Annotated in this window: 20 protein-coding genes; 14 read left to right on the top strand and 6 right to left on the bottom strand. The window is 53.3% G+C overall.

Translation table 11 applies throughout. The annotated features are described in order from the left end of the window. The first annotated feature begins 52 nt into the window (after window positions 1–52). On the top strand, window positions 53–628 hold the full coding sequence (locus AC3CB2_RS06380; protein WP_352929955.1) for a TetR/AcrR family transcriptional regulator: 576 nt from the start codon (window positions 53–55) through the stop codon (window positions 626–628). Window positions 629–689: 61 nt separating this feature from the next. Here the strand turns inward: AC3CB2_RS06380 and AC3CB2_RS06375 are convergent, their stop codons facing one another. After that, window positions 690–1,643, bottom strand: a complete 954-nt coding sequence (locus tag AC3CB2_RS06375; RefSeq protein ID WP_352929958.1) for an alpha/beta hydrolase — start codon at window positions 1,641–1,643, stop codon at window positions 690–692. Window positions 1,644–1,901: 258 nt separating this feature from the next. Between AC3CB2_RS06375 and AC3CB2_RS06370 the strand changes: the two genes are divergently transcribed. After that, window positions 1,902–2,354, top strand: coding sequence for a type II toxin-antitoxin system RatA family toxin (locus AC3CB2_RS06370; protein ID WP_075698601.1), 453 nt, complete (start codon window positions 1,902–1,904; stop codon window positions 2,352–2,354). 79 nt (window positions 2,355–2,433) lie between these two features. Here AC3CB2_RS06370 and AC3CB2_RS06365 read toward each other — a convergent pair whose 3' ends face one another. From AC3CB2_RS06365 to AC3CB2_RS06350, 4 genes are all read right to left on the bottom strand, one after another. Beyond that, window positions 2,434–2,901 carry an NUDIX hydrolase gene (locus AC3CB2_RS06365; RefSeq protein WP_352929961.1) on the bottom strand — a complete coding sequence of 156 codons (468 nt, stop codon included), beginning with the start codon at window positions 2,899–2,901 and terminating at the stop codon, window positions 2,434–2,436. A 129-nt stretch (window positions 2,902–3,030) separates the two neighbouring features. Continuing rightward, window positions 3,031–3,507, bottom strand: coding sequence for a hypothetical protein (locus AC3CB2_RS06360; protein ID WP_075698599.1), 477 nt, complete (start codon window positions 3,505–3,507; stop codon window positions 3,031–3,033). A gap of 151 nt (window positions 3,508–3,658) precedes the next feature. Continuing rightward, on the bottom strand, window positions 3,659–4,159 hold the full coding sequence (locus AC3CB2_RS06355; protein ID WP_054785182.1) for a CinA family protein: 501 nt from the start codon (window positions 4,157–4,159) through the stop codon (window positions 3,659–3,661). Between the two features lie 32 nt (window positions 4,160–4,191). Next, window positions 4,192–5,406: a bifunctional 2-C-methyl-D-erythritol 4-phosphate cytidylyltransferase/2-C-methyl-D-erythritol 2,4-cyclodiphosphate synthase gene (locus AC3CB2_RS06350; protein ID WP_352929964.1), complete on the bottom strand. Its 1,215-nt coding sequence runs from the start codon at window positions 5,404–5,406 to the stop codon at window positions 4,192–4,194. Between the two features lie 230 nt (window positions 5,407–5,636). Here AC3CB2_RS06350 and dusB point away from each other — a divergent pair, with 230 nt between their 5' ends. The 11 genes from dusB (at window position 5,637) to AC3CB2_RS06295 (ending at window position 18,702) form a co-directional block, all read left to right on the top strand. Continuing rightward, on the top strand, window positions 5,637–6,632 hold the full coding sequence (dusB, locus tag AC3CB2_RS06345; RefSeq protein WP_352929966.1) for a tRNA dihydrouridine synthase DusB: 996 nt from the start codon (window positions 5,637–5,639) through the stop codon (window positions 6,630–6,632). Beyond that, entirely contained in the window at window positions 6,632–7,780 is a 1,149-nt protein-coding gene (locus AC3CB2_RS06340; RefSeq protein ID WP_352929968.1) for a two-component system sensor histidine kinase NtrB, read from the top strand. Before dusB ends, AC3CB2_RS06340 begins: the two co-directional genes overlap by 1 nt. A 4-nt stretch (window positions 7,781–7,784) precedes the next feature. Next, window positions 7,785–9,224: a nitrogen regulation protein NR(I) gene (gene ntrC / locus AC3CB2_RS06335; RefSeq protein ID WP_054785180.1), complete on the top strand. Its 1,440-nt coding sequence runs from the start codon at window positions 7,785–7,787 to the stop codon at window positions 9,222–9,224. Between the two features lie 306 nt (window positions 9,225–9,530). Beyond that, window positions 9,531–11,702 carry a sensor histidine kinase NtrY-like gene (locus AC3CB2_RS06330; RefSeq protein WP_352929971.1) on the top strand — a complete coding sequence of 724 codons (2,172 nt, stop codon included), beginning with the start codon at window positions 9,531–9,533 and terminating at the stop codon, window positions 11,700–11,702. A gap of 18 nt (window positions 11,703–11,720) precedes the next feature. After that, window positions 11,721–13,088, top strand: coding sequence for a nitrogen assimilation response regulator NtrX (gene ntrX / locus AC3CB2_RS06325; RefSeq protein ID WP_008546581.1), 1,368 nt, complete (start codon window positions 11,721–11,723; stop codon window positions 13,086–13,088). 38 nt (window positions 13,089–13,126) lie between these two features. Next, window positions 13,127–14,503, top strand: coding sequence for a Trk system potassium transporter TrkA (gene trkA / locus AC3CB2_RS06320; RefSeq protein ID WP_008546938.1), 1,377 nt, complete (start codon window positions 13,127–13,129; stop codon window positions 14,501–14,503). A 328-nt stretch (window positions 14,504–14,831) separates the two neighbouring features. Continuing rightward, entirely contained in the window at window positions 14,832–15,710 is an 879-nt protein-coding gene (locus tag AC3CB2_RS06315; protein ID WP_008547130.1) for a D-amino-acid transaminase, read from the top strand. A 161-nt stretch (window positions 15,711–15,871) separates the two neighbouring features. After that, entirely contained in the window at window positions 15,872–16,129 is a 258-nt protein-coding gene (hfq, locus tag AC3CB2_RS06310) for an RNA chaperone Hfq (protein WP_008546823.1), read from the top strand. Then, complete coding sequence (gene hflX, locus AC3CB2_RS06305; protein WP_083416386.1) at window positions 16,129–17,604, top strand: GTPase HflX; 1,476 nt, start codon at window positions 16,129–16,131, stop codon at window positions 17,602–17,604. Before hfq ends, hflX begins: the two co-directional genes overlap by 1 nt. Before the next feature lie 113 nt (window positions 17,605–17,717). Further along, window positions 17,718–18,050 (top strand): hypothetical protein, encoded by a 333-nt coding sequence (locus AC3CB2_RS06300; protein WP_352929977.1) that lies wholly within the window; start codon window positions 17,718–17,720, stop codon window positions 18,048–18,050. A gap of 34 nt (window positions 18,051–18,084) precedes the next feature. Continuing rightward, complete coding sequence (locus AC3CB2_RS06295) at window positions 18,085–18,702, top strand: YdcF family protein (RefSeq protein WP_352929980.1); 618 nt, start codon at window positions 18,085–18,087, stop codon at window positions 18,700–18,702. Between the two features lie 326 nt (window positions 18,703–19,028). Here the strand turns inward: AC3CB2_RS06295 and mazG are convergent, their stop codons facing one another. Then, the gene (gene mazG, locus AC3CB2_RS06290; protein WP_352929983.1) at window positions 19,029–19,862 is read right to left on the bottom strand and encodes a nucleoside triphosphate pyrophosphohydrolase; all 834 of its coding nucleotides are present in this window, start codon (window positions 19,860–19,862) and stop codon (window positions 19,029–19,031) included. 280 nt (window positions 19,863–20,142) lie between these two features. Here mazG and AC3CB2_RS06285 point away from each other — a divergent pair, with 280 nt between their 5' ends. Beyond that, window positions 20,143–20,538 carry a hypothetical protein gene (locus AC3CB2_RS06285; protein ID WP_352929986.1) on the top strand — a complete coding sequence of 132 codons (396 nt, stop codon included), beginning with the start codon at window positions 20,143–20,145 and terminating at the stop codon, window positions 20,536–20,538. Window positions 20,539–20,628: the final 90 nt, after the last annotated feature.

Raw genomic sequence — 20,628 nt, 5'->3', positions numbered from 1 at the left:
GACACAAGGGTAGGAACAGCGCATGCTTCAGTAAACTCACTGGTTAGTATACATGGCTCAGACACCTCCTAGTTCGACCCGAGATCGCATATTGGATGCCGCCAACAGGCTGTTTTATAGCGAGGGTATTCGCGCTGTCAGCGTGGATGCGATTGCTGAGAAAGCCGGCATCACGAAGAAAACGCTCTACTACCATTTCAAGAGCAAGGATGATCTGGTGGCTGAGTATCTCGTCTCACGGGATCAGCCGAACCTGACGGCGTTTGCGACGTGGTTTGAGGAGGCTGAAGGGGATGTGGCGGACAAGACCGCTGCGATCTTCCTGAGGCTTTCAGAAAATGCGCGTCATCCGAAATGGAAGGGGTGCGGGTTCATCCGCACGGCTGCTGAGCTTGCCAACATGCCGGGACATCCGGCCGTGGTGGTGGGAGCAAAGCACAAGAAGAAGTTTGAGGCATGGTTGGCGGATTGCTATCGGCAGGCTGGTTTAAAAGCGCCAGAGATGTTGGCGCGCCGTGTGGTTTTGCTGATGGAGGGCGCCTTCTCAACCATGCTGATCCATCTGGACCCCAGCTATGCTGAAGAGGCCGCAGAGGCTGCCAGATGCATTGTTCGTCTGCAGATGTGAGCTTAAGGATTTGAAGAGCGCCGCATTGTTTGATGGGGCGCTCCTTGTTTTAGGTCTCTGATCAACCGGTTGCCAGCGCTTTGGTGGTGCTCATGTTTTGCAGCCAGGTGGTGATGTAGGAGAGGCTTTCTTCCCAGTTGTCTTCCAGCATGATGTCGTGACCGGCATGTGGCACGATCTTGTGGGTGGCCTCATACAGAGCCGCGGAGTGCAGGGAGCGGTTGAAGGGGACGATGGCATCCTCGCTGGCGGTCAACCACAGTTTTGGTGTTTCATCATCCAGAGGCGGGAACCATTGGGGTGGGCGGTGCTGCATGAGCACCACTTCGGATTCCGGCCCGAGCTGGCTTTGAATGTATTGCGCGACCGGGTTGGTCTGCTCTGCCAGAAACCATTTGGCGGCGACTTTGGGGGAGCGGAACTGGAACTTGTAGCCGAGGAAGGGCGACAAAGCTGTTCCAAGCAGGTCGATGGTCATCGCGTTTTTCAGGCAGTCTTGCAGCACATCGATGGCGGTCCAGGACGCGACAAAGACGGCGGCTTTCAGCCCGCCCACGTATTTCAGATACCATTGCACCAACGCGCCGCCCATGCTGTGGCCGACAAGGACGGGTGGTTGTTCGTGGCGCTGAACCTCATCGGCGATGAAGCGCAGGTAGTAGCCTAGAGTGGCTTCGGCTATAGGGCGCTGCTGCGGTGAGTGGCCGTGGCCGGGCAGGCTGATGGCGACGCTTTCCCAGCCGGTTTCGGCGAGTTTTTCCTGATAGTTCTTCCAGCACCAGGCGCCGTGCCACATGCCGTGAACGAAGATGAGTGGGGTTTTATGTTTGGGTTGGTGGGGAATGTATCTGATGCGCTCAATGCCATCTTCGACGACGGTTAGCTGCTGGAATTTGGCGGTTTCTTCACGGCTGATCACTTGCACAGGGGTATCAGCGAGCGCGTTGGTGGTTCTTAAGTAATCTTGTTCTCCGCCTTCTTTGGCGAGGCGGGATATTTTAAAAGGACTAAGCATTGGGTTTGCTTTCAAAAAGAGCTAAGTATTAGCGCATAGTGTAGAATTGAGTTTTGAGTACTGACCAGAGTTTTGAGATTGAAACGGTTGCGTTAGATCGTCGCGGTATATTTGCGAGGTGAAAATTTCTGATGCTTTTGGCTCACTGTTGCCAGTTGAAGAATGAGAACACTAAGATTTTTCTTGGCAAATCGAAAAAGGTCGCTTAGAGCATCCTGAAGAATTTTTGAAAAACTAGAAGAAAAAGAACGCGAGCATATGCCTTCTTTCGAAAGCACACATCGAGTTCAGCACAGTGCTGATGATATGTTTGACCTGGTTGCAGATGTGGAGCAGTACCCCCAGTTTGTGCCGCTGTGTCAGGGCTTGCGTGTGCGTGGCCGCCGGAAGATTGATGACCACCGTGAAATGATGGTGGCGGATATGACCGTGGCCTACAAAGTCTTCAAAGAAACATTTGCCAGCCGCGTGACGCTTGATCGCGAGGCGAGCAAAATTACGGTTGAGTATCTGGATGGCCCGTTTCGCCATCTGGAAAATGTCTGGAGCTTCGATCAGGTTTCCGAAAAGGAATGTGATGTGAGCTTCTATATCAATTACGAGTTCAAAAGCCGGACACTGGGCTCCATGATGGGCGCTATGTTTGACCGTGCATTCCGTAAATTCTCCGCGGCCTTTGAAGACCGTGCGGACAAAATCTACGGCACCTGAGTGAGCTTAGCTTGATGATCATCGTTTTATGATCATTGTGATAATCAAATAATATTCCATAATCTGAAGATTTGACTGTTCAGCTGATCTTCGGCTTGGGTCGGGACTTTAGTTGCTCCTTTAATCCGGTTGGAAACAGTTCGATGCCGCGCTCATTTAGTGCATCGATATCGAACCAGCGGGCGGTGATTTCCGCGCCATTGTCTTCCTTAAAGATGATCTTCTCTTCAGATGCAAAAGCGTCTTTCGGGAAGGTCACTGTGGCGATGAAGAGGACTTCATGGCCGGTTTGCCCTTCGTGTTCATAGATGTTTTCCATGACCAGAGGGGCACCTGTTATGGTGACGTCTATTTTCAGCTCTTCCTGAAACTCGCGGATCAGAGCTGATTGCCAGTCCTCGCCAAACTCGAGGGTACCTCCAAGCGGGCGAACGCCTTTGAGGGTGCCTGCATCATCATAAATTTCTGCGGCCAGAAGGCTGTTGCCGCGCCAGTGGAGTCCAAGGGACTTCACTTTGATGGTCTGTGCAGGTCGCCATGTGTGCATTTGAGCTCGCCCTTGATGCAAAACTTTCATGTATGAAAAGCGGGCTCTGAATGTCTCCGGAGCGGGCTTTTGGTAATGATTTAAGCCCACTCAGCGTCTTGGGACAGCGAAATTTCCCTGAAATACCGCTTAATTCTTGTCGCGATTGTTCAGGAATTGGCTCAAACGGGAGCCTTTAGGCTCATAGTTGCTGGTGATTTCGGCTTCTGCCTGTTCTGCTGTCAGGCCGTTACGCATGACGAAGGTGCGGCGGATGGCCTGGAAGCGGTTGGTGAGCTCCTTATCCGGATCTCCCAGCTCCATGGTCTTTTCAAGAGAAGCGTAAATGCCAACGTCTTTGAGGTTGAGTGCATTCGTTGGTTTGGTGCACAGCACTACCCAGCCGTAGCCCTGATTGACCTCAAGACGGATCTTATGGCCGAGTTGCTCTTCCCATTTGGTCCAGGCAACAGAGTAGGGGCGCACCCAGTAGGACTGGCCGCAGATGCGCAGTTCTTTATAACCGGCGCGCGGCACCTTCTGGACTTCATGAGACCCGATGAACTCGTCATCAAGGCCTCTTGAAATAAGGAATACATCTGAAGCTGCGAACGCAGAAGTGCTCAAGCTTAGACCCAAAAACAAACTAGCTATATATCTCATGGGTATTCCGTGACATTCCGTTCTAAATTTAAAACAGATTTTATCTAAGTTTTCTTAGAATGTCTTAAGGTGTATTCCTTAGTTGGTACCCTTTTAGCGAGAAGGTAAATTTCGATTAATTACTTTCAATAAAATTTTCTAAAAGTTTTAATGCTTGTTCGAGCGCCTGAAAGCGTATTCCGTCGCGTCCTGTGTTCTCGAAGAGGCATTGAACATGCTGGGTTTCCTCTTCGTCAGCTGCAAGGCCAAAATGGACCAATCCGACGGGTTTGTCTTTGGTGCCGCCGTCAGGTCCGGCGATGCCTGTGATGGAGACGGCGACGTTGGCGTTGGAGCAGAAATGGGCGCCGCTGGCCATGGCTTTGGCCACTTCGCTGCTGACTGCGCCGTAGCTCATGAGTAAGTCAACCGGCACGCCGATCATCTCGTGCTTGGCCTCGTTGGAGTAGGTGACGAAGCCGCGGTCGAGCACAGCAGAGGAGCCTGGCACTTCTGTCAGCAGGCCCGCGAGCAGACCGCCGGTGCAGCTTTCTGCTGTGGCGATCTTGATTTCTTTTTCTGCGTACCTGGAGACAAGAACGCGGGCTCTTTCCTTAAGGCTCAGGATATCGGTCATGGTTCTGTCTCCCTTTACAGTCTCGGCGATGTTCAGTCTTCGAACGGAAGCCGGATGGTTGCGCAGGCTTGCGCGGCAATACCTTCTTTGCGACCGGTAAAGCCCAGCTTTTCAGAGGTGGTGGCTTTGACCGCTACACGGCCAATGGGCAGGTCGCAGATCTGCGCGATCTGTTTGCGCATTTCTTCCCGATGTGGGCCGATTTTCGGAGCTTCACAGATCAGCGTTAAATCCAAGTGTGCGATCATGCCACCGCGCTTGTGAACCCGGTCAACTGCGTATTTCAGGAACTGGTCAGACGCTGCGCCTTTCCACTGCATGTCAGAGGGTGGAAAGTGGGAGCCAATGTCGCCATCTGCCAGCGCGCCGAAGATGGCGTCTGTGATGGCGTGCAGGCCGACGTCAGCATCAGAGTGGCCTTTGAGTTTCTGCGTGTGCGGAATGGAAATGCCGCCGAGGATAACTGCGTCGCCGTCTTCAAATGCGTGCACGTCGTAGCCGGTGCCAACGCGAATGTCGCCAAGGTCTGCGAGGTTTTTCATGGCGATCTGTTCCTGTGCGTTTGTCATGTCTTTTAGGGTTGTGAGTTTGATGTTTTGCGGGTCGCCAGCGGTGATGGTGACAGACTTGCCTTGCCATTCGATCAAGGCCGTATCATCCGTGAAGCTGTCGATTTCCTGCCTGATGGCTTCCTGATGGGCTTCCCAGATGAGGGAATAAGGAAAGGCTTGTGGTGTCTGCGCGGCCCACAGATGGGTGCGATCCACGGTTTCCTGTACATGCTGGTTTGCGTCCGCGCGTTTCAACGTGTCGGCGACAGGTACTGCGGGAAGGGCTGCTTCTGCGCCGTTTTGCAGGGCAGAGATGGCGTCTTTGATCACGGCTGGGGTGATGAACGGACGGGCTGCATCATGGATGAGAACGTAGCGCGGGGCCTGTTCTTCCAGTGCTTTCAGGCCACATGCGACGGAGGCTTGGCGGGTTGCGCCGCCGGTGACTGGTGCGATCAGGCGTGGATCGGTGATCATGCTGGCTGCATTCTGGTAGGCGTCACCGTCTTCTGCGTGAATGACGGGCAGGACCAGATCGACCTGTGAGGAGGTCAAAATTGCTTCCAGTGTTCTTTGCAGAACAGTCTTTCCGCCAAGGTCGCGATACTGCTTTGGACTGCTGTCATTTTGCGTGGACATGCGTGAACCGCGCCCTGCTGCAACTATGATGCATGCAATTTTTTCAGTGGACTGCAAAACTGGATCACCTGATTGAGTAGGAGCTGCTGCATATAGCCTGTGTGGCGGAGAGCAGCTCTATGGAACTGTGTTGGTGAGGGTTTTGGAGGATTTGGTGCCGAAGCTCAACACTTCAATAGCTTCTCTTTAATATTCCCTTGCCTAAATTTTTAGTTTGGTTAGAATATGTGCAACTTCATATGCTGCTCACTTGATGTGCAACTAGGCTCTTTCAAGAAATATGCGTAATGCTGACGATAGGTAATATCCCTCTCAAAAACAAAGTTATTCTTGCGCCAATGTCCGGAGTATCGGATTTGCCGTTCCGCCGTATTGCCTTGAGCTATGGTGTCGGGCTGGTGGTGAGTGAAATGGTTGCCAGTGAAGCACTGTGTACCGGCCATCCAGAATCGTTGATGCGTGCTGAGGGTGAGGGGATTGATCCTCACATCGTTCAGCTGGCGGGCAAAGACCCACACTGGATGGGCGAAGGCGCGCGTATGGCTGAAAAAGCTGGTGCAGATGTCATCGACATCAACATGGGCTGCCCTGCGAAAAAGGTAACCTCCGGCTACTCCGGTTCTGCTCTCATGAAAGATCTGGACCACGCTATGACGCTGGTTGAGGCAACGCTTGAGGCGGTGTCTGTTCCAGTGACGCTGAAAATGCGGCTTGGCTGGGATGAGACTTCCATCAATGCGCCGGAACTTGCCAAGCGCGCGGTGGATGCTGGGGTGACGATGATCACCGTGCATGGCCGTACGCGTTCTCAGTTTTACAAGGGCAAAGCGGATTGGCGGGCAATCCGGCAGGTGCGGGATGTCATTCCCGATGTGCCGCTGGTTGCCAACGGGGATTGCTGCTCCTTTGATGATGCAGATGAGATGTTGGCGCAATCCGGCGCTGATCTGGTGATGGTGGGTCGCGGCGCTTATGGGCGCCCGTGGGTCCCGGGCCGCATTGCGCATTATCTGGAAACAGGCGAACGGCTTGCTGACCCGCATGGGGAAGAATTGGCTGCGCTTGTTGTGGGGCACTACGACGCCATGCTGGAGCATTATGGCTTTGAGATTGGCGTGCGGGCTTTCCGTAAACACATGGGTTGGTATCTGGAGGCCGCCGGACGGCTGGATGATGCGCCGCAAGGGTTTATGCGCGGACTGATGACCAGTCTGGACGCGGATCAGGTGCGCGCAACCCTTTATGACTGGTTTGTTCAAACACCTTTGAGGAGCGCTGCCTGATGTTGGAGACGGGAGGAGACACTCTAACACATGCCAAGACCACACTGAGTAATGGTGTGCCTGGGCAGGCCGTTCTGGATTCACTGCCGCATCCTGTTGTTGTGGTGGGCGGAGATGACAAAATTGTTGGCGCAAACAGTGCTGCGGAAGGGTTCTTCCACGCCAGCCTGTCGGTGATGAAACGCCGTGAGGTTTCATGGTTTGTGCCGTTTGGGAGTCCTTTGCTGGGGCTGATCGCGCAGGTTCGTGATCGTGGTGGCCCGGTCAACGAGTACAAGGTGGATATCGGCTCTCCGCGCATCGGGCAGGAGAAGCTGGTTGATATTCATGCCTCTCCCTTAAGTGATGCTCCGGGCAGTGTTGTGCTGCTGTTTCAGGAGCGTACCATGGCGGAGAAGCTGGATAAGCAGCTGACCAGCCGCGGTGCAGCACGCACAGTGACCGGTCTTGCGGCCATGCTGGCCCATGAGATCAAGAACCCACTCTCCGGTATTCGCGGTGCGGCTCAGCTTCTGGAGCAATCAGCCAGTGAGGATGACCGCTCACTGACCCGTCTCATCATGGAGGAGACGGACCGGATCGTGAAGCTGGTGGACCGGATGGAAGTGTTTTCCGATGAGCGTCCGATTGATCGCGAGCCGGTGAACATTCACGTGGTGCTGGATCATGTGAAACGGGTTGCGGAGAACGGCTTTGCGTCCAAGGTGCGCATTGTTGAGGATTATGACCCATCGCTGCCGCCGGTTTATGCCAATCGGGATCAGCTGGTGCAGGTGTTTATCAACCTGATCAAGAATGCAAGTGAAGCGTTGAGCGGTGTGAATGAGCCGGAGATTGTTGTCTCTACGGCGTTCCGCCCCGGTGTGCGCCTTTCCGTGCCCGGCGTGCAGGAGCGTGTGAGCCTGCCGCTTGAGTTTTGTGTGCGCGATAACGGCTATGGGGTGCCGGAAGATCTGCGGCCACATCTGTTTGACCCGTTTATCACGACAAAGACGAATGGCTCCGGCCTTGGGCTGGCGCTGGTTGCCAAGATTGTGGGCGATCATGGCGGTGTGGTGGAATGTGAAAGCGGCACTCGGGGCACGACTTTCCGCATTCTGATGCCTGCCTTTACCGGGCCTGATGTAAATTCTGGAATTGAGGACTAAGAGTATGCCGAGTGGAACCATTCTTGTTGCTGACGACGATTCTGCGATCCGTACCGTTCTCAATCAAGCGCTTTCCCGTGCAGGGTACACTGTCCGGCTCACCTCCAACGCGACCACGCTGTGGCGCTGGGTGAGTTCAGGTGAGGGAGATCTGGTGATTTCTGATGTAGTGATGCCGGATGAGAATGCGTTTGATGTGCTGCCGCGCATCCGCAAGCTGCGTCCGGAACTGCCAGTGATCATCATGAGTGCGCAAAACACGTTCATGACCGCTATCAAGGCTTCTGAGCAGGGCGCTTATGAGTATCTGCCCAAGCCGTTTGATCTGAAAGAACTGACTGGCATTGTTGGCCGTGCGCTCGCAGAGCCAAAAGGCCGACAGTTTGATATGGGCGGTGAGGGGAATGACAATATTCCGCTCGTGGGCCGGTCTCCTGCCATGCAGGAAATCTATCGCGTGCTTGCGCGTTTGATGCAGACTGATTTGACCGTGATGATCAACGGCGAGAGTGGCACCGGTAAAGAGGTGGTTGCTCGGGCGCTGCATGATTATGGCAAGCGCCGGAATGGTCCGTTTGTTGCGGTCAACATGGCCGCGATCCCGAAAGATCTGATTGAATCTGAGCTGTTCGGTCACGAGAAAGGCTCGTTTACCGGGGCGCAGGCGCGGTCTTCCGGTCGGTTTGAGCAGGCTGATGGCGGTACGCTGCTGCTGGATGAAATCGGCGATATGCCGATGGAGGCGCAGACCCGTTTGCTGCGTGTATTGCAGCAGGGAGAGTATACGTCCGTGGGTGGGCGCACGCCGATCCAGACCGATGTGCGCATCATTGCTGCGACCAACAAGGACCTACGCCAGCTGATTAATCAGGGGCTTTTCCGTGAAGATCTGTACTTCCGTCTGAACGTGGTGCCCATCCGCCTCCCACCTTTGCGCGAGCGTACTGAGGATATTCCGGATCTTGTCCGTCACTTCTTCGCCATGGCGGAGAGTGAAGGGCTGCCTGCCAAGCAGATTGAGGTGGCCGCCCTTGATAAGCTGCGCCGCTATCGCTGGCCTGGCAACGTGCGTGAGCTGGAGAACCTTGTTCGCCGTCTGGCTGCGCTTTATCCGCAGGACGACATTACGGCGAGCCTGATCGATCTGGAGCTGTCACAGCCAAGCGCTGCGACCAGTGAGGCTGATGCGCCTTCTGCTCAAGATCTGAGTGGTTCTGTTGAGCGGTATCTGGGAGATTACTTCAGCGGATTTGGTGAAGAGCTGCCACCTCCGGGCCTCTACCACCGCATCTTGCGTGAGGTGGAGTATCCGCTGATCAGCGCTGTGCTTGCTGCGACCCGGGGCAACCAGATCAAGGCTGCAGAACTTCTGGGCGTGAACCGAAACACCCTGCGCAAGAAAATCCGCGATCTGGACGTGCAAGTGATCCGCAGTTCGAGATAATCGATTTTATTCGTGTGAGATTTTCAAAATGGCGCTGTTGCAGGCGCCATTTTGTGTTTGGAGAGGGCGCTGTTTCTATTGATTTGTAGGAAGCATGCTTATTTTGACGTGTGTACTCTCTGGTTTTCCCCATCAAGAGTGTGACTAATAAAACCCATTGTCGCATTTTGGCAACAATTCGTGCTAATAGTCTGTTTCCAAAATTAATAAAGTTATCGCAGGTGCGCAGGTTCGCGTTTCATGATTTTCAGATCAAAAACAGAAGAACATACTCGAAAGCTTGATGCTAAGGGGCGGAAATCCCGGATGTTTGGCCTGACAGTGGTGTTGTTGGCGCTGTGTTCTATCGGGGTTTCTTTTCTGGTGCTGATGGGTGTAACGCCTATCGTTCCCTCTGAAAAGGTTGTCTATATCGCGCTTGGCATCAATGGCGCGCTGGTGCTGCTGCTCATCGGGCTGATTATCTTTGAGCTGGTGAAGCTGTTGCAGGCGCGGCGCCGTGGGCGTGCTGCGGCCCGGCTTCATGTGCGCATTGTGACCATGTTCTCGCTGGTAGCCGCGCTGCCTGCGTTTATTGTTGCTGTGGTGGCAACGATTACGCTGGATCAGGGGCTTGATCGCTGGTTTGAGACGCGTACGCGCAATATCATCACCAATGCGCAGTCGGTGGCTGCTGCTTATGTTCAGGAACACGGAAACTCCTTGCGTTCCACCCTGATTGGCATGGCCAGTGATGTGGATCTGAACCGTAACTCCTACTTTTATGACCCGACCCGCTTTGATCGCTTCTTTGAAACCCAGACATGGGTGCGCGGATTGCTGGGCGCTTATATCCTGAAGAACGATGGCACCGTTGTGATGCGCGTGCTGCGCGACCCGAAGGTGGAGCCGCTGCTACCGCCTCAGGTGGCGATGAACCAGGCAGAAGACGGGGCGCCGGTTCTGATTGCGCCGGGAGTTTCCAACCTTGTGGGCGGTGTGATGAAGCTATCTGCCTATGAGGATCTGTATCTGTATGTGACCCGCGCGCTTGATCCACGTGTGGTTGAGTATCAGCGACTGGCGGAAGCCGGGGTCAATGAGTATGCAGAGCTGGAGCAGCGGCGCTTTGGGGTGCAGCTGGCCTTTGCGCTTGTTTATGTGGGCGTGGCGCTTGTTTTGCTTCTGTCTTCCATCTGGGTTGGCTTTGGTTTTGCGAACCAGCTGGTGCTGCCGATCCGCAATCTGATTGGTGCTGCGGATCAGGTCTCCAAAGGCAACTACTATGTTGAAGTTGAAGCTGCAAAAGCCAGTGGTGACCTTGAGAACCTTGGCCGGACCTTCAACAACATGACTGGTCAGCTACGTGGGCAACGTGATGCGCTCTTGGCAGCGAATGATCAGATCGATCGCCGCCGCCGCTTCAGTGAGGCTGTACTGGCAGGTGTGTCTTCCGGCGTTATCGGGATTGATGATGAAGGCGATGTGACCATGGTCAACCGGTCCGCCAAGCGCCTTCTTAGTCAGGAAGAAGAAGAGCTTCTTGAAAAGCCAATTTATGAGACGATCCCTGAGGTTCAGGAGGTTGTTTCCAAGGCGCTTGAGGAAAGCAAGGATAGTGCTCAGGTGGCTCAGGTTGCTATCATGCGCAAAGGGCGTGAGCGCACAGTGAATGTGCGTGTGACGACCGAGGAAGCAACGCGCTCTGAGCATGGATTTGTGGTGACGCTGGACGATATTACGGATCTTGTGGCTGCGCAGCGTAACTCAGCCTGGGCTGATGTGGCGCGCCGGATTGCGCATGAGATCAAGAATCCGCTGACACCGATCCAGCTTTCTGCAGAGCGTATTCGCCGCCGATATGGCAAGCGCATTGAAGATGATGACCGCAAGGTGTTTGACCAGTGCGTGGATACGATCATTCGTCAGGTGGGTGATATCGGACGCATGGTGGATGAGTTCTCCTCGTTTGCGCGCATGCCGAAGCCGAAGATGGAATCTGCTGATCTGCGTTCTGTGGTGCGCGAGTCCACCTTCATGGTTTCCGTTGCCAACTCGCAGATCCACTTTGAGACGGACGTGCCGAGCGAGGCTGTTCGGGCGACGTTTGACAGTCGCCTTGTGGGACAGGCTGTCGGCAATGTGATCAAGAATGCGTCGGAGGCTGTTGAGGCTTATCTGGCGAAAGAAGAAAACCCGGAGCAGGGCTCTGTTCTGGTGAAGCTTTACTCGGAAGGGCCGGTTCACACGATTGATGTGATCGACAACGGGATTGGCCTTCCAACCGAACACCGCACACGGCTTTTGGAGCCTTATATGACCACCCGCGAAAAGGGGACGGGACTGGGGCTCGCGATTGTGCGGAAAATTATGGAAGATCATGGGGGCGGTATTGAACTGCTGGATGCGCCATCTGTTGCCGAGGGCGGGCATGGCGCCATGGTTCGACTGACACTGCGCAGTTTCGATGATCCTTCCTCTCCCAAAGATGAAACTTAAGAATGGTGGTGATAAGCCGTGGCAAGTGACATTCTGATTGTTGATGATGAAGCAGATATTCGTGAGCTGATCGCCGGTATTTTGGAGGATGACGGCTACAATACGAGGACCGCTGGTGATAGCGATGCAGCGCTGGCTGCTATTGCAGACCGCAGGCCGTCTCTGATCATCCTCGATATCTGGCTGATGGGCAGCAAGCTTGACGGGCTGGAAGTTCTTGAAGTGATCAAGAAAGAAAACCCAGACCTGCCAGTCGTGATCATTTCGGGTCACGGCAACGTGGAAACAGCGGTTTCTGCGATCAAGAAGGGTGCTTACGATTACATTGAGAAGCCGTTCAAGGCGGATAAGCTGGTTCTGATCACCGAGCGTGCTCTGGAAGCTTCTTCCATGAAGCGCGAGATCAAGGAACTGAAGCAGCGTGCTGGTGACGTTTCCAATCTGGTGGGCAGTTCCTCGTCCATCAATAACCTGCGTTTGACCATTGAGCGTATTTGCCTGACCAACAGCCGTGTGATGATCACGGGGCCGTCCGGTTCAGGTAAGGAGACTGTTGCGCGAACGATCCATGAGGCATCGCCGCGGTCCAAGTCTCCGTTTGTTGTGCTTTCTGCTGCAAATATTACGCCAGAGCGTATGGAAGAAGAGCTCTTCGGTATTGAAGAGACAGAAACCACGCCGCGTAAGGTTGGTGCTTTGGAAGAAGCGCATGGTGGCACGATCTATCTGGATGAGATTGCGGACATGCCGCTGGAAACGCAGAACAAGATCCTGCGTGTTCTGGTGGACCAGACCTTTACCCGTCTGGGTGGCCACAACAAGGTGAAGGTGGATGTGCGCCTTCTGTCTTCCAGTGCCTACAATCTGGAAAACCGCATTGCGGAAGGGCTGTTCCGTGAGGATCTGTATCACCGTCTGGCCGTTGTGCCGCTGCGGGTGCCGGCTCTTGAGGAGCGACGCGAGGATATTCCTCAGCTGATCCACTTCTTCATGAAGCAGATTTCCAACTCCACTGGCCTGCCAATGCGCCGGATTGGTGAAGATGCCATGGCGGTGTTGCAGACCCATGACTGGCCGGGCAACCTGCGCCAATTGCGCAACAATGTTGAGCGTTTGATGATCCTGACCCGGGCGGATCCGGATGCTGTGATTACAGCTGATCTTCTGCCTGCGGAAGTGGCTTCTACCGTGCCAAGCATGCCGGGGTCTTCCGGTGGTGAAGAGCTGATGTCCTTGCCGCTTCGTGAAGCGCGTGAGCAGTTTGAACGTGAATATCTGCAAGCACAGGTTAAGCGTTTTGGCGGTAATATCTCGCGTACCTCCGAATATATTGGTATGGAACGGTCAGCATTGCACCGAAAGCTCAAGTCTCTTGGTCTCACCTGATCGGTGACAGTTAAGAGGCAGAGCAAAGGACTGGAATTATGAAGGTTGTTATTTGTGGCGCCGGACAGGTTGGGTACGGCATTGCCGAAAAGCTTGCTGCGGAACAGAACGATGTTTCTGTGATTGATACCAGCCCGCAGCTGGTTCATGCCATTCGAGACACGCTGGATGTGCGCGGCTTTATTGGCCATGGTGCGCATCCGGATGTGCTGGCACAGGCAGGTGCTGACCAGGCTGACATGATCATCGCCGTGACCTTGTATGACGAGATCAACATGGTCGCGTGTCAGGTGGCACACTCGCTGTTCAACGTGCCGATCAAGGTTTCGCGTGTTCGTGCGCAAAGCTATTTGCAATCTCATTATCGCAACCTGTTTTCCCGCGATAACATGCCGATTGACGTGATCATTTCGCCTGAAATTGAGGTGGGTGAGATGATCCTGCGGCGCTTGTCGCTGCCGGGTGCTATGGAAACCGTGCGCTTTGCCGACGACAACATGATTATCGTTGGTATTGATTGTGGTGGTGACTGCCCGGTGCTGGATACGCCACTGCGTCAGCTGACTGAGCTGTTTCCGGATCTGTCTGCTGTGGTGGTTGGCATTGCCCGTGATGGCAAGGTCTTTGTTCCGCACAGCTCCGACATGATGCGCGAAGGCGATCTGGTTTATGTGTGCTGTGAGCGCGGGCAGGTGCGCCGTACGCTGAGTATCTTTGGTCATGAAGAACCAGAGGCAAAGCGTGTTCTTATCGCTGGTGGCGGTAATATTGGTGCTTATGTTGCGCGCCGTCTTGAAGGCAAGCAGAGCAGAACCAAAGTAAAGATTATCGAACATTCCCGCGATCGGGCTATTCGTATTGCTGATGAGCTGCGCAGAACTGTGGTTTTGCATGGCAGTGCTTTGGATCAGGTCATGCTGCAGGAAGCGGACGTTGAAGACTCCGATATGATGGTGGCGCTGACCAACGAGGATGAGGTGAACATCCTGTCCTGCGTGATGGCCAAGAAGATGGGCTGCGAGCGTAACCTTTCGCTGCTGAACAACACCAGTTACCCAGCCTTTGCGCATGCTTTGGGCATTGATGCCTTTGTGAACCCACGTCAGGTGACAATCTCCAAGATCCTTCAGCATGTGCGTCGTGGCCGTATCCGTGCGGTGCATGCCTTGCAGAATGGTGCTGCCGAGGTGATTGAAGCGGAAGCGCTTGATACGTCGCCGCTTGTTGGGCGTCCTTTGCGAGAGGTTGAGTTGGCAGAAGGTATCCGTATCGGCGGTATTTTGCGTGATGGAAAAGTGATCACACCTTGCGGTGATGAGCGCATTCAGGCACATGACCGCGTGGTCATCTTCGCTGTTGCGGACAAGGTTCGCCAAGTGGAGCAGATGTTCCGCGTATCTCTGGAGTTCTTCTAGGACGAATTACTGAAATAATTTTGGTTCTTGAGGTCTGAACCATCATAGCCGAAATGATTTGGAGCCTGATGCGGGATCGTGTCAGGCTTTTCTTTTATTTTGCGCTGAGTGTGTCGTACGGCACAGCGCTGAAACCTGAGATGGTGGGTGCAGATGATGATAAACGCCTGAGTGGTGGACGTCGTGATGATCTGTCTTCGTGTTGCTCAGGTTTTCTCAGTGATCCAAACCGGAAATATCCAGTTTTATGGTGCGGTAGGCACTTGATAGTATTCAGTAAATGCCCTTAGATGTAATTTGTTGAATATTTCGGGGAATGGAGAGGCTGATGAGCCGTGTTGCCTACGTAAATGGACAATATGTGCCGCATTCACATGCAGCCGTGCACGTTGAGGATCGGGGCTACCAGTTCTCTGACGGTGTTTATGAGGTCTGCGAGGTCTGGCGGGGGCAGATCGTTGATATGACTGCGCATCTTGACCGGCTGGACCGGTCCTTGAGCGAACTTCAGATTGCTTCACCCATGTCCCGTGCTGCTCTGGTGCAGGTGATGAAAGAAGTGATCTCTCTGAACCGCGTCAAAAATGGTCTGATCTACATGCAGGTCTCGCGCGGTGTGGCACCTCGTGATCACTATTTTCCACCAGCGGGAACATTGCCTTCTGTGGTTATGACCGCAAAGTCCGTGCCGGCGGGCAAAATGGACAAGGTTGCGGCGCAGGGTGTTGGCGTTATTACGGTTGAAGAGAATCGTTGGGACCGTGTTGATATCAAGACTGTTGGTCTTTTGCCTAATGTTCTTGCTAAACAAAAGGCTAAGGAGGCCGGGGCTCGCGAAGCATGGTTTGTGGATAAAAATGGCCTTATAACTGAAGGCGGTTCAACCAATGCTTGGATAATTCTAAAGAACGGCACTTTGGTTACGCGACCTGCTACTCACGGAATTCTAAAAGGAATTACCAGAGCGGGCGTTCTAAAATTGGCGGAAATGAAAGGATTTTCCGTAGAAGAACGCGGTTTCTCTCTGGAAGAGGCAAAAAGTGCGCAAGAGGCATTTTTAACAAGTGCTTCCGGGCTTGTCATGCCTGTCGTGAAAATAAACGAAACAATTCTTGGTGATGGGCGACCAGGTCCAATCGTTCAAGACTTAAGAAAATCATTCCATGAAGCGTCAGAGTTGATTAAACTGGAGGTTGCCGGGGGTTAAGTGCCTCCGGTGTTTGCTGAAGGGAACTTACGAAGGACGGCGCACCTTAGTGTTGGGGCATCTCTCTTGTGTTTGTGAGTGTCACTTGGCCGTTTCGAGGATGGGAACAGTAAATGGTGGATGCCGCGGCCGTGTCCACTGAGAACAGGAAAAAAATAGTTATGGCTGACCGCGCTCAAAATCTTCAAGATACATTTTTAAATCATGTCAGGAAGCAGAAGACGCCACTGACAATCTTTTTGATCAATGGTGTAAAACTGCAAGGTGTAGTTACTTGGTTTGATAATTTCTGCGTATTATTGCGTCGTGACGGGCACTCCCAGCTCGTTTACAAGCACGCTATCTCAACAATCATGCCAAATAGCCCTATACAGCTGTTTGAACCAGCTGAAGAAGAAGGCGAAAAAGCAGGAGGCTGATGAAGCCCCAATCTAAGAAAGAGGCCGGTCTGAACCGCAAGCAACGCGATGCGAATGTTGAGGCCGGCGAAGACGAGGTGACCCGGGGAACCCGGTCACTCGTCATCGTACCGATCATTTCAAGCAGAGCTCTGGCAAGAGGTAAAGGTGCTCCTGAGCGCCCCTTTGGTGCTGAGCGTAGCCCTCAAGCCAGACTGGAAGAAGCTGTCGGACTTGCAGCTGCAATCGAGTTGGAGATTGTCTCCTCAAGTCTGGTGAGATTGGCAAATGTAAAGCCGGGTAGTCTGTTCGGTTCTGGTAAAGTGGAGGAAATCCGCGGCCAGATTGAAATCGAAGAGATTGAGCTGGTTGTTGTCGATCATCCACTTACTCCTATCCAGCAGCGAAATCTGGAACGAGACTGGAACACCAAGGTCATCGACCGGACGGGTCTCATTTTAGAGATCTTCGGTGAACGTGCGCAGACCAAGGAAGGGCGCCTGCAGGTGGAGCTTGCTCACCTGACCTGGCAGAAATCCCGCCTGGTTCGCTCGTGGACGCACCTTGAGCGTCAGCGCGGTGGTCTGGGCTTCGTTGGTGGTCCGGGTGAAACGCAGATCGAGGCTGACCGGCGTATCATTCAGGATCGCATCACCTTGCTGAAGGGGCAGCTGGAACAGGTTCAGCGGACCCGTAAGCTGCACCGCAAACAGCGTAAGAAAGTGCCGCATCCGGTTATTGCCTTTGTGGGCTACACCAACGCGGGCAAATCCACGCTGTTTAACCGCATGACCAATGCGGAGGTGTTTGCCAAGGACTTGCTGTTCGCGACGCTGGATCCAACGCTTCGCCGATTGAAGCTGCCGCATGGCCGTGAGGTGATCCTGTCTGACACCGTGGGCTTCATTTCTGAGCTGCCGCATAATCTGGTGGCTGCGTTCCGCGCGACGCTGGAAGAGGTTATTCAGGCTGATATTGTGCTGCATGTGCGCGATATTGCTCATGAAGACACCAAGGCGCAGTCTCTGGACGTGAACGAAACCCTTGAGATGCTTGGTCTTAAAGTGTCTGAGAGTGATCGTGTCATCGAGGTCTACAACAAGATCGACAAGCTGGATGAGGCGCACCGCGAAAAGCTGCTGGAAAGCAACAGTGTTGATGAGGGGCCGATTTCGGTTTCTGCGATCAGCGGTGATGGCATTCCTGACTTGCTGGCCCGCATCGAAGCTCGTTTGGCCGAGCAGCTGGACACGGTGACAATGGTTCTGCCGCACAGCGACGGACAGGGGCATGCATGGCTCTATCAGCACTGCGAGATCCTCTCACGTGATGACGTGGAAGACGGTATTCGTCTTGCTGTGCGCGTTCCGGATGCTCATCGTTCTCGTGTGCGCGAGCGCTTTGCCAAGTACTTCGTGACTGGTCTTGAGCTGCCTGATGAGCCGGTGTCGGAAGAAGATGATGATGCGGATGATAGCGGTTATTCGCCAATCTGATCTGGTCTAACCGACTGATACTATGCAAAAGCCCCGCTCTGGTGAGTGGGGCTTTTTGTTGGGTGGCTAGCCTTAAGAACTGTGGGTATCAGCATTTTACTGGTTGAGATAGAGTGTATGAAACTCAACCTTTAAGTGGAGCTTTCTTGCTAACTTCCAATTTTATGATTGAGATGCCGTCTGGAAAACGAGTTCAGATTAAGATTGATAGAGACACTCTTTTGCAGATTGCGGAAGAGGTAAGGGGAAGTGAAACTGCAATTGAGGCTTTAAGAGAAGGAAAGCGTCGTCATCAAGAGGCGCACGCTAGAGGAGATATCTCTAGTCCAGAGCCTCCTGCGGAATATGCTGTCATCTATAAAATTATGAATAACTATGATGTGCGCTACGCTGGGGCACTTGGTAGTGAGATTATTGAATATTTACAAGAAACCTTGCTTCCGTGACTTAGCTTCGCATGGGTATTAAACTGAATGGGTGATGACCTGCGCCGCTAATTCGCCCCCAAAACTTACACCTCAACTGATCGCTGAGATTAATCGGTATCTGCTTGTCAGGACCGAGATCCGCAAGGCTGATCTGTGTTTGCTGTTCGGGTCGCACAAAAGTGCGGACGCGCGGGTTCAGGTGGCTGCGCGGCTGTGGCGTGACGGGCTGGTTGAACGGGTTCTGGTCAGTGGTGGGGAGTGTACGGAGGCCGGTCAGTGTGAGGCTCACGATATGGGTGAGGCTTTGGTTGCGCTAGGTGTTCCCAAGTCTCATATTATTCTGGAAACGCGGGCAACCAACACGGGTGAGAATGTGGTGTTCTCTATGGAGCTTTTGAAAGAGCTCGGCATTTATGATGCCATCCAGTCGGTAATTGCTGTTGGTAGCGTAAGTGCCTCCCGTCGCTATCTCATGACGTTGGAACGTTATTGGCCCGAGGTTACTAAGATGCTTGCGCCTGCCAATAAATACCCGGTTTCAGTCGCTGATTGGCCTTTGCATCCGGAGTTCGCGTGTGAAGTGTTGGATGAGTGGGGCAAGATACAACCCTATCTCAAGGCAGGGTATGTGCGTGAGCTCAATCCGGAGACTTGCCCGATAATTGACTGAGTGCGCTTTGTTGAAAATCTCGGGTTATCTGTGGTATTCTCAGGTCAGAGAAGGAAGGTAAGACGCTTTTCTTGATCCGGTGGGGAAGGGCTTTCGCCCTTACCCCGTTAGCTTAGGCTTTGAAAATCAGGGTGAATTCGATTGTCACACCGAGGAACCTGATTTTAAAACCCGCCTTCCGGATTTTCATATGCGTCTCACCTTCCTTTCTTTTTTGCCGAAGGTGAAGTCCTTCTGACCCGCCAACTATATCGTGCCGGTCAGTTTCATACAGCTAGAAATTGTAGTGGGTGTCTGAAGCCCGTGAGGTGCTATGTTGCCTCCGCTTACCCAGTCGGATCAAATTTCTTAGCGGCTTGCCAGTGGGTTTCCATTTCATCGAGGGTCAAGTCTGCCAGGGGGCGGTTTTCGGCTTGGGCGGCGTCTTCGATGTGGGCGAAGCGGCGGCGGAACTTGGCGTTGGTGCGTTTGAGGGCGGCTTCCGGCTGGATCTCCAGATGACGGGCAAGGTTGGCGATGGCGAAGAGAACGTCGCCCAGTTCATCTTCAATCTTCGCGCGGTCCGGCGTATCTGCTTTTACTTCGTCAGTGAGCTCTTCCACTTCCTCTTTGATTTTGTCCAGAACAGGCTCGGCTGCTCCCCAATCGAAGCCGACTTTTGAGGCGCGATGCTGGAGTTTCTCGGCTTCTGTTAATGCCGGGAATGCGGATGGAACTTCGTCCAAAAAGCGGGGTAGCTTTTCCGTCAGGCCCATTTGGGCGCGCTGCTGTTTGCGTTCCTGCTTTTCTTCTTCCTTGATGCGGTCCCAGGTGCCTTTTGGAAAGCCTGCAGCTTTTTCGTCCTCATCACCAAACACGTGTGGGTGGCGGCGGATCATCTTTTTCGTGATCGCTTCCACCACATCGCCAAAGGCAAAGGCGTCTTCTTCCTCGGCCATGCGAGAGTGATAGACGACTTGCAGAAGGAGGTCTCCCAGCTCTTCTTTCAGGTCGTGCAGGTCCTCACGCTCGATGGCATCAGCGACTTCATAGGCCTCTTCGATTGTGTAAGGCGAAATGGTTTTGAAGTTCTGTTCCAGATCCCATGGGCAGCCAGTCTCTGGTGTCCGCAGGGCCTTCATGATCTCGATGAGGCGGGCGATGTCTTGGGAAGGAAGCATGTGTGTCCTGATGAGTAATGCCTGAATTTGGCGGCACATTATCAGGGCGGTGCAGGGATGGCGAGGGATTTTGCGTGACTGTTCTCACCTGTATTTGCCTAGGTTGAGGTGCTGGTTAAAGTTAATAATTTTTAACTTCAATAAATGTATGTAACATATTGATTTTTATAATTTTAGTATTGAGAGGTCGTGTTGCGTTTGGGGGCTTTGTTGCATTACTGTGTTTCAGGAATTTGCGAAGGATGGCGGACTTAATCGATATTTGGGTGGGTGATCTGAGATGATTGCGAAGGTTTCAGCCGTGTTGTTTTCCTGCATCGCGGTCTATTTGGTGTTCTTTCATATGGCTCTGGTCATTGGAATGCCTTGGGGTGCTTTGACGATGGGAGGTTTCGTTGAAGGTAGCCTTCCGTTGCCTATGAGGGCATTGTCTTTGCTTCAAGCTTTTATTGCTGTCTTCATGGCTTGTTCTGTCTTGAAGCGCGGCGAAGTGGTTGCGTTCAGATGGCCGGCATGGAGTTATTGGCTTGTGATTGTTATCTGCACGCTCAGCGTGGTTGGGAATGCTGCCACATCCTCAGAAGTGGAGCGACAACTTGGGTTGCCGGTGACGATTGCGCTTCTGGTGACGGCTTTGTTGGCGGGAAGCTCTAAAGTGCTGCGCAGGCCTGCTTAGGGCTGACGCTCACTCAGCGTGCAGTTATGGGTGAAGTGCATCATGAAATGATTTATGTTTCTTGTTTAATGGTTTGTTTTTACAATAAAA

This window comes from Pseudovibrio sp. SCP20 (assembly GCF_057774105.1).
Note: the sequence above shows the minus strand (reverse complement) of the source record. Positions and strands in the feature narration are given on the sequence as shown.

Coding starts and splice junctions, on each gene's coding strand:
- AC3CB2_RS06380 (WP_352929955.1), top strand. CDS start 53: ATGGCTCAGACACCTCCTAGTTCGACCCGAGATCGCATATTGGATGCC.
- AC3CB2_RS06375 (WP_352929958.1), bottom strand. CDS start 1,643: ATGCTTAGTCCTTTTAAAATATCCCGCCTCGCCAAAGAAGGCGGAGAA.
- AC3CB2_RS06370 (WP_075698601.1), top strand. CDS start 1,902: ATGCCTTCTTTCGAAAGCACACATCGAGTTCAGCACAGTGCTGATGAT.
- AC3CB2_RS06365 (WP_352929961.1), bottom strand. CDS start 2,901: ATGCACACATGGCGACCTGCACAGACCATCAAAGTGAAGTCCCTTGGA.
- AC3CB2_RS06355 (WP_054785182.1), bottom strand. CDS start 4,159: ATGACCGATATCCTGAGCCTTAAGGAAAGAGCCCGCGTTCTTGTCTCC.
- dusB (WP_352929966.1), top strand. CDS start 5,637: ATGCTGACGATAGGTAATATCCCTCTCAAAAACAAAGTTATTCTTGCG.
- AC3CB2_RS06340 (WP_352929968.1), top strand. CDS start 6,632: ATGTTGGAGACGGGAGGAGACACTCTAACACATGCCAAGACCACACTG.
- ntrC (WP_054785180.1), top strand. CDS start 7,785: ATGCCGAGTGGAACCATTCTTGTTGCTGACGACGATTCTGCGATCCGT.
- AC3CB2_RS06330 (WP_352929971.1), top strand. CDS start 9,531: ATGTTTGGCCTGACAGTGGTGTTGTTGGCGCTGTGTTCTATCGGGGTT.
- trkA (WP_008546938.1), top strand. CDS start 13,127: ATGAAGGTTGTTATTTGTGGCGCCGGACAGGTTGGGTACGGCATTGCC.
- AC3CB2_RS06315 (WP_008547130.1), top strand. CDS start 14,832: ATGAGCCGTGTTGCCTACGTAAATGGACAATATGTGCCGCATTCACAT.
- hfq (WP_008546823.1), top strand. CDS start 15,872: ATGGCTGACCGCGCTCAAAATCTTCAAGATACATTTTTAAATCATGTC.
- hflX (WP_083416386.1), top strand. CDS start 16,129: ATGAAGCCCCAATCTAAGAAAGAGGCCGGTCTGAACCGCAAGCAACGC.
- AC3CB2_RS06295 (WP_352929980.1), top strand. CDS start 18,085: ATGACCTGCGCCGCTAATTCGCCCCCAAAACTTACACCTCAACTGATC.
- mazG (WP_352929983.1), bottom strand. CDS start 19,862: ATGCTTCCTTCCCAAGACATCGCCCGCCTCATCGAGATCATGAAGGCC.
- AC3CB2_RS06285 (WP_352929986.1), top strand. CDS start 20,143: ATGATTGCGAAGGTTTCAGCCGTGTTGTTTTCCTGCATCGCGGTCTAT.